Below are 12,581 nucleotides of genomic sequence, written 5' to 3' on the forward strand. Positions count from 1 at the left end.
ATCCAGCAAGCTCCAGATATAAAAAAGCCCCGACCAAAGTCGAGGCGATAACTAACATCATAGGGGGAGTTAGTTGTTTAATAGGATAATACGAGTCTCGTATGGTCGTAATACTTGATGCTGTGACACTCTGTCACTCGACAATTCATAGTTAGCTAAAACGTAGCGCGCCTTATCACAATCTAACTCATCAGGTAAGACACACTCCGTCTCTTCAGCGTAATAGTTATTCAAACAGATTAATGTCTGGCTTTCAGACTTACGTTGGTAACCAAAAATAGCGCTGTGTTGTGGATAGAGATCCAAATAGCTACCTGTGGTGATCACTTCAATCTCTTTACGCAACTTAATCAACTGCTGATAGAAGTAGAACACTGAGTCATCATCAGCAACGGCTTTTTCGGCATTGATGTCTGGGTAGTTACTCGCAACCTCAAGCCATGGTTGCCCTTGGGAAAATCCAGCATGTGCTTCGCTGTTCCACTGCATTGGGGTACGAGAATTATCACGTGATTTCTGAGCTAGGATCGCGATCATCTCGTCATGACTAACACCTTGCTGCTTGACCATAATGTCGTACATATTGGTGCTTTCAACATCACGATATTGCTCAATCGAGGTGTAACCTGGGTTGGTCATGCCGATCTCTTCACCTTGATAGATATACGGCGTACCTTGCATCATATGGACTGACGCACCGAGCATTTTTGCTGATTCAACTCGATACTGTTGATCGTTACCTAAACGACTCACGACACGCGGCTGATCATGGTTACACCAAAATAGCGCGCCCCAACCTTTACCATTTAAGCCTGTTTGCCAATGATTGAAGATCTGTTTTAGCTGTAGGAAATCAAAGGGTGCTTTGGTCCACTTTTCACCATTTGGATAATCGGCTTTAAGATGATGGAAGTTAAACACCATCGACAATTCTTTATTGTCTAAGGAGGAATATTGCTGGCAATGCTCTAGCGTCGTCGAAGACATCTCTCCTACCGTCACGCTGCCATATTTCTGGAATACCGCTTCGCTGATCTCTTGTAAATACTCATGTACTCGTGGGCCATCAGTATAGAAGCGGCGGCCATCACCAATATCATCACTTGGGAAGTCTTGCTGTTTTGAAATTAGGTTAATCACATCCAAGCGGAAACCATCAACACCCTTCTCAGCCCAGAAGCTGATCACTTCTTTTACTTCAGCGCGAACTGCTGGGTTTTCCCAATTTAAATCCGCTTGCTCTTTAGCAAATAAGTGCAGGAAGTATTGACCACTTGTCTCATCAAGTTCCCAAGCACTGCCACCAAATTTTGATTGCCAGTTGTTCGGTGCTTGACCTTCAAGCGGGTCTTTCCAGATGTAGTAATCACGATAAGGGCTATTCTTATCAGCCAACGCCGATTGGAACCAGTGATGCGCGGTTGAGGTGTGGTTGACCACGATATCCATAATGATACGAATACCACGCTGATGTGCTTCCGACAGCAGTTGGTCGAAGTCTTCCATGCATCCAAAGTCAGGGTTTATCGCGTAGTAATCCGCAATGTCATAGCCATTGTCAATCATCGGAGATTGATAAACTGGGGTTAACCAAATCGCATCGACACCTAACAGCTTGAGGTAGTCGAGCTTAGAGATAATGCCTTGAATATCCCCCCTCCCTTTACTGCCGCTATCACAAAAACTCTTTGGGTAGATTTGGTAGATAGACGCTGTTTTCCACCAATTTGCATCATTAACCTTCGTTGTCATGACTAAACTCACTTACCAAAAATAGAAATCATTGAAAACGGAGCGACAAACCGCCGCTCCAAATTAGGAAGAGTAATTAAGCGCTTGCAGGCTCTAGTTCGCCTTTCATTTGCGCACGCTTGTAGAAGAACAGAGTTAGTGCTGCTGGGACTGCAATAGCGACTAGCATAGCGATAGCGAAGATGCCCCAGAACTGTGGTTGAATCGATAGAATGCCAGGTAGACCGCCAACCCCGATACCATTCGCCATCACACCTGCACTACCACAAATTGCCGCTGCAATCGCACTACCAATCATCGCGCTCAGCATTGGGAACTTGTATTTCAAGTTGATGCCGTACATTGCTGGCTCTGTAACACCTAGGTAAGCAGAGATAGCCGCTGGTACCGAAATATCGCGCTCGCCATGCTTTTTACTAATTAGAATGATACCGACAACTGCTGATGCTTGAGCAATGTTTGACAATGCAATCAATGGCCAGATTGGAGTACCACCAAGTTCTTGCATTAGCTGCAGATCAACCGCGTTGGTAGTGTGGTGAATACCGGTAATCACCAATGGCGCATACAGGAAACCAAACACCATTGAGCCAATCATTGCGAAGTCACCTGTCATTGCTGCTTTGGCCGCAAACGCTACGCCATCTCCTAATACGCGGCCAAAAGGACCAATTAGCGAGTGCGCTAACACAACAGAAACAATGATTGAGACAAACGGTACAACGACTAAGTAGAGGTACGATGGGACGATGCGCTTTAAGTTGGTTTCAATAAACGCCAGCGCGACACCAGCAAGCATGGCAGGGATTACCTGAGCTTGATAACCGACTTTTTCAATCACAAATAAACCAAAGTCCCACACTTCTGGAACTTGCTTACCAATCAGGTATGCGTTCATCAACTGTGGCGATACCAGTGTGACACCTAAGGTAATGCCAAGAATTGGCGTACCACCGAGCTTCTTAACCGTAGACCAACATACACCGACAGGGAGGAAGAAGAAGATCGCTTCACCAATCAACCATAAAAAGCTATGTACTGTTGCCCAAAATTGGCTAATTTCAGTCAGCGACTGACCATCAAACATTTTGATGTCGCCAATCACGTTGCGGAAACCAAGAATTAGACCACCGGTAATAATGGCAGGAAGCAGCGGTACAAAGATTTCAGCAAGATGGGAAATACCGCGTTCCAAGATGTTCATGTTCTGGCGAGCGGCTTGTTTAGCTTCGTCTTTTGACGCTTCGCTCTTCCCTGCTAGCTCGATAAGTACCTTGTACACTTCATCAACTTCAGTACCAATCACAACTTGGAACTGACCTGCGTTAGTAAAGCAGCCTTTAACTAGAGGCAGTGTTTCTAGTGCTTTCTCGTCGGCTTTGCTTGTGTCATTCAATACAAAGCGAAGGCGAGTTAGGCAGTGACTGACACTCGCGATATTGTCACGCCCACCGACTAGTTCAATTAGACGCTCAACTTCTTGTTTCGCTATCTTACTCATATCCATGTCCACCCTAATTGGATTCTCATTCTGTTCAATTCAAACTGACTTGATATTCTTAGTTTTATATTTATGGGAACATTCCCAATTGTGTTTATTATATTGCCAGATCTAACATTGAACAAAAATGGGAACAGTCCCATTAATTGAAAGAGATCACAGTATAATTTTAAATCACTTTAGAAATAATGGCTTAGAGAGTAAGAGGCTCTTGAGTAAGATGAACCTGTTCTTTTTCACCATTTATATGAGATATCAACAAGTTAGCTGCTTTATCACCGGCTAAAGAATAGCCTGGGTCAATGCTGAATACTTTGGGAAAAAGAAAAGAAAGTAGCTCATTACCGCCGACGCCAGTCACAACTACGTCTTCTCGATTGAGCTCTTGTAAACGCTTAATGACACCTAAAGCTAAAGTATCACTGGCACACACAATAGCTTCAGTCTGCTCGGTCAATACGTTATCTACCAACAAATAAGCACTTTCGTGATTTAGCTGACCCGTTTGATAGCAGGCCTCTACCGAATGACGCTGGCACCAGTTTAGGTAGGCGTCGAGGCGTAACTTACCGGTGGTCTTGTCACTAGGGTCGACACCGATAAAGCCAATATTGTCGATATCCTTTTCTTGTAGGTACTCTAGAGCTTTGGTGATGACTAGAGCATTATCGTAGTTAATCGAAGAGACTTTATCGGTATCCATTGCGATGACAACGCTACGATTTTGCCAGCTCGAGAGCTTATCAAGATCAAAGTCGCTGAAGCCAAACACAATCACACCATCGACATTACGCTTCTTTAGCACATCAAGGTGATCATTAGTTTTATCACGATCGAATTGGCTTTCCATGATCACCACATCATAACCTGCAGCATAAAGTGTATTGAGCATGCTGCCGACAGCTTTGTTCTCTGATGGCGAGTCCAAGCGAGAGATAATCACCCCAACCACTTTTTGACTACCACCACGCATAGACTGTGCAGACTTAGAAGGGACATAACCTGACTCTTGAATCACGCGTTCGACTTTTTCACGTGTCGCTGGTTTTACTTTCGGATCATTAGTCAGTACTCGAGATACAGTCGATTTACCAACGCCAGACAGTTTTGCAATATCAAGAATGGTTAGTTTTTTGCTCATAGATGCTTAGGGTGCTTAAGTGAAGTGAAGGAGGCACATATTCTACCTCCTGGTTAGGATAGGCTATTATTCTTCGGTTACACAGTTTTTGTAAACGACTCGCCCCAACTCTAAACGAGCTTGATTGCCTTTTGTGAAAAGCGTCACTGGATTCATCGTCTCAGAAGTACCGTCATCAAGAATATACTTTACACCCGACCCTGAACGTACCCGAGCTAGACGGTAGTCATTTTCAGCAAGGCGTAATAAAGCTTTAGGCTCATTTGGCATGTAGGCCACCTTAAAGCTTTTATCATCTTGGCAGGCGTAACTCTTAAACTCACCTTGGTATGCGCTCTTAGGTTCTACTACGTTGTATGAACAACCGATAAGACCCACTCCCGCAAGAGCGACTAATAATGAACGATACTTCATCAAAACCTCCAGAGATAATAAAGGCCGCACGTGGCGACCTATTAGAGTTTATTTAGTCAGATATGCTGGGACATCTTTTATGCTATCAAGCACCACGGAAGCAATCGCCTCACCCTTTTCTGTCACCGGTTTACCCGTACGGACTAAGATCTTGGTCCCTACGCCAGCGGCCTCTGCTGCCATCATATCTTCAGCTTTATCACCAACCATGACAGAGTTAGCCATATCAATTTTCAAGAAGTCACGGGCAGAGATAAACATACCAGGCTTTGGCTTACGACAATCACAATCTTCTTTATACTTACCTTGACCATGTTCAGCATGGTGCGGACAGTAGTAAAAACCATCGAACTCAACGCCATTATCGACAAAGTTCCAATCCATCCATTGAGTTAAATCTAGGAAGCGGTCTTCACTGAACTTACCACGTGCAATACCAGACTGGTTGGTTACCAAGACCAGTAAGTAGCCCATCTCTTTCAGTTTCTTCGTCGCTTCAAACACGCCTTCGATAAATTCAAATTCGTGCTCATCGTGTACATAGCCATGATCTACGTTAATCACGCCGTCACGATCTAAAAAGACTGCTGGTTTTGCCAAAATATGCTTCTCGTTATTTGCTTTATATAAAGAAGATTATACCCAAGTCGTTGCAATATGCCATCTTATCGAAAGTGCTTTCCCCTCAGTGATAGCGAGACAAAGCTTGGTAAGTCTAATGATATTCTGGCGGTCAAACTTAGCGCTTATTGCCTTAGCCTCTATCTAATGACGAATTGATTTGGCCAAAAATACGTTTAGACGTCTAGACGTAAAAATATCTATTGACACTTTTCCCGCAAAGCCATAGCATCCTCTAGTAAATGAGATATAGTTCAAAATAATCTACTGCTCCTAATCTGAAACGAGTTTCTCGATGATTGAAATTAATCAAGTAAATAAGGTGTTCTATCAAGGTACGAAGGAAATTCATGCCTTGAGAGAGATTAACCTACAGATCCCACAGGGAAATATCTTTGGTGTTATTGGCTCGTCCGGAGCAGGAAAAAGTACACTTATCCGCTGTGTAAACATGCTAGAAGCCCCAACAACGGGTTCTATTATTGTTGATGGAGTCGATCTCACTAAGCTATCAAAGTCGGAGCTGTGTGAAGCTCGCCGTAACATCGGTATGATTTTCCAGCACTTTAACTTGCTCTCTTCGCGTACCGTGTTTGACAACGTGGCGCTACCTTTAGAGCTTGCAGGTAAAGATAAAGGCCATATTGCAGAAAAAGTGACTGAGTTACTAAAACTGGTTGGCTTAGCTGATAAACATGAAAGCTACCCATCAAACTTAAGTGGTGGTCAAAAGCAACGTGTAGCGATTGCTCGCGCACTGGCATCAGACCCTAAGGTTCTATTGTGTGATGAAGCGACTAGCGCGCTTGATCCAGCAACAACTCAATCGATTCTTGAGCTGCTTAAAGAGATCAACCGTAAGCTTAATATCACGATTCTACTCATCACCCATGAGATGGATGTGGTGAAAAGTATCTGTCATGAAGTGGCAATCATTGGTGACGGTGAATTGGTTGAGAAAGGCACGGTTGGCGAGATTTTCGCTCATCCTAAAACGGAGCTGGCACACCAATTTATTCGCTCGACACTCGATCTATCGATTCCAGAAGATTATCAAGCTCGCCTGCAAGAGACTCGCGTTGAAGGAAGCTACCCACTTGTTCGCCTTGAATTTACTGGTGCAACAGTGGATGCGCCGCTAATGACGCAGATTGCACGTAAATTTAACATCGATGTGAGCATCCTAAGTTCAGATCTTGATTACGCTGGCGGCGTTAAATTCGGCATGATGGTCGCTGAGCTATTTGGTAATGAGCAAGATGACAATGCAGCGATCGAGTTCCTGCGTGAGCACAATGTAAAAGTAGAGGTGCTAGGTTATGTCCTTTAATGAAATTTCACAGTGGCTGAGCCTCAACAGTAACCTATTGCTGGGTGCAACGTGGGAAACACTCTACATGGTTGCAGTCGCGGGTATTGTCGGTTTTGCCGTTGGTATTCCACTCGGCGTGATTCTTCATACGACTAAGAAAGGTGGGCTGCTTGAGAACACGAAACTCAACGGCATTCTAGGTGCAGTGGTCAACGTAGGTCGCTCTGTACCATTCCTAGTGCTGATGGTGGCAATCATTCCAGTGACTAAGCTATTAGTTGGCACCTTTATCGGCACAACAGCGGCAATCGTACCGCTTACGATTGGCGCAATTCCATTCGTTGCTCGCCTGATTGAAGGTGCACTGCTAGAAGTTCCAACTGGCCTAGTTGAAGCCGCTCAATCTATGGGCGCAACACCAATGCAAATTATTTCTAAGGTACTGCTTCCTGAAGCGATGCCTACGATTGTTAACTCAGTAACGATTACCCTAGTAACACTAGTGAGCTACTCAGCAATGGCTGGTACTGTCGGCGGTGGCGGTCTAGGTGACGTCGCAATTCGCTACGGCTTCCACCGTTATGATGTGGTGATTATGGCTGTGACGGTCGTGATGCTGATCGTACTAGTACAAATTATTCAATCTATTGGTGATGCGATTGTTCGTCGCGTTGATCACCGCTAAAAAAATAACCAATTCACAGATTTATTCATAAGGAGATAGTGATGAAATTCAGTCTTAAAGGTCTTTTGACTATCGCAGCAGCAGCGTCTGCACTAGTTCTAGCGGGTTGTGGCGAAAAAGAAGCCGACACAAGCAAAGTTAAAGTAGGTGTAATGGCAGGTGCTGAAGCACAAGTTGCAGAAGTAGCCGCTAAAGTAGCTAAAGAGAAGTTCGGTCTAGAGGTAGAGCTAGTTACCTTTACTGACTACGTAACGCCTAACGCGGCACTGGATGATGGCTCTATCGACATCAATGCATTCCAGCACAAACCATACCTAGATCAGCAAGTGACTGACCGTGGCTACAAACTAACGATTGCGGGCAATACGTTTGTATACCCAATCGCAGGTTACTCTAAGCAAGTAAAATCAGTTGAAGAGATTCAAGATGGCGCACGTATCGCAGTACCAAACGATCCAACTAACCTAGGTCGTTCTCTACTGCTTCTTGAGCAGCAAGGTCTACTTAAGCTACGTGAAGGCGCTGGTCTTCTAGCAACTGTTCGTGACATCGTAGAAAACCCGAAGAACATCACTATTGTTGAACTAGACGCAGCTCAGCTTCCTCGTTCTCTAGATGACGTTGCTCTTTCTGTAATCAACACCACTTACGCTAGCTCTATCAACCTAACTCCACAAAAAGATGGCGTTTTTGTTGAAGATAAAGAGTCTCCATACGTAAACCTAATCGTTGCACGTGAAGACAATGCACAAGCTGAAAACGTGGTTAACTTCGTTAAAGCGTACCAAACTGAAGAAGTTTACTCAGCGGCATCAGACATCTTCCAAGGTGGCGTCGTTAAAGGTTGGTAATCACTTACTCGCTTATATAAACAACAGGGGCTGTCGTTAATGCGTCAGCCCTTTTCTTTTACTTCTCGCTCTTTTAAGCGTTCGAAATAGTTATCAATAATCGCTTCATAACGGCCATCTTCTTTCATGCCTCGTAGCACTTCATCAAATCTATCCCTTAGCCATGCATGCTCTTTGAGTTTCGAAAAAGCGATATAGCTTGGCGTTGCCTCAATAGGCGGAGATAATATCTCCAAGATCTCTTCCATTCGCTCACTGGCCATGATGCTGCGCGCACCAAAGTCGTTATTAACCCAAACATCAGCTCGCCCTGTTCTCACTAAGTGGGCACACTCTTTAGTTTGGTTACGCTTAAAGACCAATCTAAATTTTCGCTCAGCTAGCAAGGCATCGATCCGTTTACCGTAACTCACTCGATTAACAACACATACGGCAATACTAGACAAATCACTGGTTAAGAAATTATCACTGAGAATTTCACTCTTAGCTTTGACAACTAAGCTGATGTTTTGCGTGAATAGTACCTGGTTGCTGAAATCAGCAAACTCCTCTCGCGTTGGATTTTTAAACGCCGTAAATATGGCGTCAGCCCGACCAAACTGGACATTACTTAATGCTCTCGCCCAAGGCAGAACTTCTATCGAAATTGGCACCTCTAGCTCTTCAAATACCGACTCCACTAGCTCGATGGCGACACCAGATAACTCACCTTCCTGAGTGACAATATAGGGAGGATAGTCGAGCGTAACCAACTGTATTGAGGGCATGCTCGATACATTGAAGGAAAACAGGCAACCTAAGACCGATATAGCAAAACGCCTAATCATAATTTTTCAGTGTTTAGGCTAAGGCACTGGTTAAAAAACATAGGTTTAGACATAACGATACTCTTACCAATGATTCATCCCCCAAGAAATTCATCCATAGAGATAAGTAAAGTTCAGCGCTATCACTTGTCAACTCTGTGAGTAATCACGCTTAAAAACAAAAAAGCCAGAGCAAATGCTCTGGCTTTTAAATTTGGGTTATCTACACAGATTAAGGCGTGTAATACGTTGCCGCACCAGGACCTACTGGTAGACCAAATACGAATACCCAGATGTAGAACAGTAGACTCCAACCCACAAGGAAGCAGATTGAGTAAGGCAACATGGTCGCAATCAATGTACCGATACCTAGGTTCTTCATGTAACGTGTCGCTACTGCTAGGATTAGACCGAAGTAGCTCATCATTGGTGTGATGATGTTAGTTGTTGAATCACCGATACGGTAAGCCGCCTGAATCGTTTCAGGAGCGTAGCCAACTAACATTAGCATTGGAACAAAGATAGGTGCAGTTACTGCCCACTGAGCAGACGCTGAGCCGATCATCAGGTTGATGAAGCCACACATTAGGATGAATGCGAAGAACAGCATTGGGCCAGTTAGACCGATTTCCTGTAGGAAGCTTGCGCCCGCTACAGCGAATACCTGACCAAAGTTAGTCCACTTGAAGAACGCAACAAACTGAGCAGCGAAGAATACAAGTACGATGTACATGCCCATAGAAGACATAGACTTCGCCATTGCATCAATCACGTCGCGGTCAGTCTTCATAGAGCCAGTTACTTTACCGTAAACAAAGCCTGGGATTGCGAAGAATACAAAGATGAACGCTACGATACTTTTCAGGAATGGTGACCCTGCAACCGTACCTGTCGCTGAACGTAGTACGCCGTCTTCTGGAACGATTGTCCAAGCGAGAAGTGCAGAAACTGCAACAACCGCCAGACCAGCTAGCTTAAGACCTTTCTTCTCTAGGTCTGTAAGTTTACCCATTGAGTCGTTTGATAGATCTTCCGACGCTTCTTCATCGTTGTATTTACCAAGTTTTGGCTCAACAATTTTCTCGGTTACAAACGCACCTGTAATTGCAATGAAGAACGTAGAAACAAACATGAAGTACCAGTTTGATTCTGGACCTACTGTGTAAGTAGGGTCAATCATTTGCGCTGCTGTTTCTGTAATACCAGAAAGCAGTGGGTCAACCGTACCGATAAGAAGGTTTGCCGAGTAACCACCAGATACACCTGCGAATGCCGCTGCAAGACCTGCTAGCGGGTGACGACCTAGTGAGTGGAATAGCATTGCCGCTAATGGGATAAGTACAACGTAGCCTAGCTCTGATGCTGTATTAGAAATAATACCAGCAAATACCACAGTCACAGTAACCATACGCTTAGAAGCGCCCATTACCATACCGCGCATTGCCGCAGAAAGAAGACCTGAGTGTTCAGCAATAGCAACACCCAACATCGCAACCAATACTGTACCTAAAGGGGCAAAGCCAACAAAGTTTTTAACTAGGTTAGTGACGATTAACTGTAAGCCTTCAGCATTCATTAAGCTGACAACGTGGATCATACCATCTGCAGCACGGCCTTTTGCTCCCTCTGGACGAGGGTCCATGACTGAGACATCAAAGTAACCTGCAATACCTGATGCAACTAAAATTGCTAAACAGAAGATGGCAAATAGAGTGATTGGGTGGGGTAATAGATTCCCTAAATATTCAACAGCGTCTAAGAAACGGGTAAATAGTGGCTTCTTAGGTGAATTTTGTTTAATTGAAGCAGATGAACTCATCTGTTCCCTCCTTGTAGTTATTCCTGCGCAATTGTGACAAAAATGTTCCAAATGCCAGCGCAGAGTACTCGACAAAAGACTCAATTAGAAATGCGAAATGTTACAAAGTGTGTAATAAATCATATTATTTAACGCCATTTGAACAAAAACTTAGCAAATAACACCAATTTACCAACCAAAGTTAGATTTATAGTTTGTATAAATACATTCATTCTGTTTATAAATCGCACTGTAACTTACTGATTCAACTACCGGCAAAATAACCAATCTTGCTCGAAATCGCGTATAGCGCAGAATTTAATCACTCTTCACATTCAATTGATTCTTTAACTACTAAGGAGGGAGTTTTTTTGAGCAGCTTTACATAATGTTCACACCTAAAAGGCGCCTACTTTTGCACCGCTTTGAATCTCGGATTAGTTTTACAAATGACATACAGTCGCCCTCTTCTCTTTACGATTTGGCAATCGGGATGACGTTTTTTTGCACTTCTTAATGATTTAACGACCTTCATTTACTCTTCTCCTTTTGAAAACTGGGCAAAGCGACGGTTAAAGTTAGCCACGCGTCCTTCTTTTTGAATCACACGCTGCTTGCCAGTATAGAAAGGGTGTGACTTAGCCGAGACTTCCACCGTGAAGTACGGGTACGTTTTGCCATCTTTCCATTCTATAGTTCGGTCTGTTTGTAGCGTTGAACCAATAACAAAATACTCATCGATACTGGTATCATGAAACACCACTTGGCGATACTCTGGGTGAATGCCTTGTTTCATTATCCTCTCCACATTAATTGTTATGATATAACATATCAATTAATAATCATTCTCAAAAAGAAAATCAAGGTTTTTTGTGATATTTTCTAGATCAAAGATCACTGAGAGCGGAAACATGTACTCAATCGAACCTATTGGCTTTATCGAATCACCTTATAAAGAGAAGTTTGCGGTACCGAGGCAGCCGAGGCTCGTGCCTTCAGCAACCTCTCGAGTGCGCTTAACAGGTCAAGCCAATTGCCTAGAAGCTGTGCGTGGAATCGAACAGTTCAGTCATGTGTGGTTACTATTTCTATTTGATCAAAATCTTGAAGCAGGATGGAAACCAACCGTTAGACCTCCACGCTTGGGTGGAAATGAACGCATCGGTGTGTTCGCGTCTCGATCAACATTCAGACCTAATGGTATTGGCATGTCGGCGGTTGAGTTAAAAGGCGTCACACAACAAGGCGATCAAATCTACCTTGAACTGGGTAACGTTGATCTTGTCGATCAAACCCCTATTGTGGATATTAAGCCTTATATTCCTTATTCAGACTCAGTAGCAGGTGCACTTGGCGGATATGCCGATCTTGAGCCAGAAACAGCTCAAGTGACCTTCTCTAAGCAGGCTGAAGCGCTACTCGCAACGCGTAAGGAAGGGAGGATGGAGAGTAAGGTGATTGAGCAAGTCTTAGCCCAAGACCCTCGCCCAGCCTATAAGAAAACCAAAGCCGATAACAAAGAGTATGCGGTCAACTTGTTCGACTTAAACGTAAAATTCACTGTTGAGGGCAATTTCGTCACGGTTACGTCGATCGAATGCTTTTGACAAAGCCAATTGGCTGATATTATAGACGGCTTAGAAAATTTCCCTGTATTGGGATTTCATACTCCTGTCCATTCTGGCTTGAGTAATCAACTT

The 12,581-nt window shown here is 43.9% G+C and carries 13 protein-coding genes; 4 read left to right on the forward strand and 9 right to left on the reverse strand.

Going from position 1 to position 12,581, the window contains the following annotated elements; genetic code table 11:
• Positions 1–69: 69 nt before the first annotated feature.
• The 5 genes from treC to gmhB all read right to left on the reverse strand — a co-directional run bounded on the left by treC (position 70) and on the right by gmhB (position 5,408).
• Positions 70–1,752, reverse strand: a complete 1,683-nt coding sequence (gene treC, locus VIA_RS19005) for an alpha,alpha-phosphotrehalase (RefSeq protein ID WP_004415179.1) — start codon at positions 1,750–1,752, stop codon at positions 70–72.
• Positions 1,753–1,828: 76 nt separating this feature from the next.
• Positions 1,829–3,253: a PTS trehalose transporter subunit IIBC gene (treB, locus tag VIA_RS19010; RefSeq protein WP_004417325.1), complete on the reverse strand. Its 1,425-nt coding sequence runs from the start codon at positions 3,251–3,253 to the stop codon at positions 1,829–1,831.
• Positions 3,254–3,446: 193 nt separating this feature from the next.
• Positions 3,447–4,394: a trehalose operon repressor TreR gene (gene treR / locus VIA_RS19015; protein WP_004415185.1), complete on the reverse strand. Its 948-nt coding sequence runs from the start codon at positions 4,392–4,394 to the stop codon at positions 3,447–3,449.
• Between the two features lie 66 nt (positions 4,395–4,460).
• Positions 4,461–4,808, reverse strand: coding sequence for an MliC family protein (locus tag VIA_RS19020; RefSeq protein WP_004415187.1), 348 nt, complete (start codon positions 4,806–4,808; stop codon positions 4,461–4,463).
• 48 nt (positions 4,809–4,856) lie between these two features.
• Positions 4,857–5,408, reverse strand: a complete 552-nt coding sequence (gene gmhB, locus VIA_RS19025) for a D-glycero-beta-D-manno-heptose 1,7-bisphosphate 7-phosphatase (protein ID WP_004415189.1) — start codon at positions 5,406–5,408, stop codon at positions 4,857–4,859.
• A 316-nt stretch (positions 5,409–5,724) separates the two neighbouring features.
• Here gmhB and metN point away from each other — a divergent pair, with 316 nt between their 5' ends.
• Genes metN through VIA_RS19040 form a run of 3 tightly spaced genes read left to right on the forward strand, consistent with a single transcriptional unit; the run spans position 5,725 to position 8,277 of the window.
• On the forward strand, positions 5,725–6,759 hold the full coding sequence (gene metN / locus VIA_RS19030; protein WP_004415192.1) for a methionine ABC transporter ATP-binding protein MetN: 1,035 nt from the start codon (positions 5,725–5,727) through the stop codon (positions 6,757–6,759).
• Positions 6,749–7,426 (forward strand): methionine ABC transporter permease, encoded by a 678-nt coding sequence (locus VIA_RS19035; protein WP_004415195.1) that lies wholly within the window; start codon positions 6,749–6,751, stop codon positions 7,424–7,426. The genes metN and VIA_RS19035 overlap by 11 nt, the downstream gene beginning before the upstream one ends.
• A gap of 41 nt (positions 7,427–7,467) precedes the next feature.
• A complete protein-coding gene (locus VIA_RS19040) occupies positions 7,468–8,277 on the forward strand; it encodes a MetQ/NlpA family lipoprotein (RefSeq protein WP_004415198.1) in 810 nt (269 codons plus the stop codon).
• Between the two features lie 44 nt (positions 8,278–8,321).
• On the opposite strand, the gene VIA_RS19045 is transcribed toward VIA_RS19040, so the two are convergent.
• The 4 genes from VIA_RS19045 to VIA_RS19060 all read right to left on the reverse strand — a co-directional run bounded on the left by VIA_RS19045 (position 8,322) and on the right by VIA_RS19060 (position 11,677).
• Positions 8,322–9,044 (reverse strand): substrate-binding periplasmic protein, encoded by a 723-nt coding sequence (locus VIA_RS19045; protein WP_004417328.1) that lies wholly within the window; start codon positions 9,042–9,044, stop codon positions 8,322–8,324.
• 271 nt (positions 9,045–9,315) lie between these two features.
• Positions 9,316–10,902, reverse strand: coding sequence for an AbgT family transporter (locus tag VIA_RS19050; RefSeq protein ID WP_004415204.1), 1,587 nt, complete (start codon positions 10,900–10,902; stop codon positions 9,316–9,318).
• 388 nt (positions 10,903–11,290) lie between these two features.
• On the reverse strand, positions 11,291–11,416 hold the full coding sequence (gene ykgO / locus VIA_RS19055; RefSeq protein ID WP_004417330.1) for a type B 50S ribosomal protein L36: 126 nt from the start codon (positions 11,414–11,416) through the stop codon (positions 11,291–11,293).
• Positions 11,417–11,677 carry a type B 50S ribosomal protein L31 gene (locus VIA_RS19060; RefSeq protein ID WP_004415208.1) on the reverse strand — a complete coding sequence of 87 codons (261 nt, stop codon included), beginning with the start codon at positions 11,675–11,677 and terminating at the stop codon, positions 11,417–11,419.
• Positions 11,678–11,792: 115 nt separating this feature from the next.
• On the opposite strand from VIA_RS19060, the gene tsaA reads away from it, so the two are divergent.
• A complete protein-coding gene (gene tsaA, locus VIA_RS19065) occupies positions 11,793–12,488 on the forward strand; it encodes a tRNA (N6-threonylcarbamoyladenosine(37)-N6)-methyltransferase TrmO (protein WP_004415213.1) in 696 nt (231 codons plus the stop codon).
• Positions 12,489–12,581 lie beyond the last annotated feature (93 nt).

The sequence above is a fragment of the Vibrio orientalis CIP 102891 = ATCC 33934 genome (genome assembly GCF_000176235.1).
In the GTDB taxonomy this organism is placed as follows: Bacteria; Pseudomonadota; Gammaproteobacteria; order Enterobacterales; family Vibrionaceae; genus Vibrio; species Vibrio orientalis.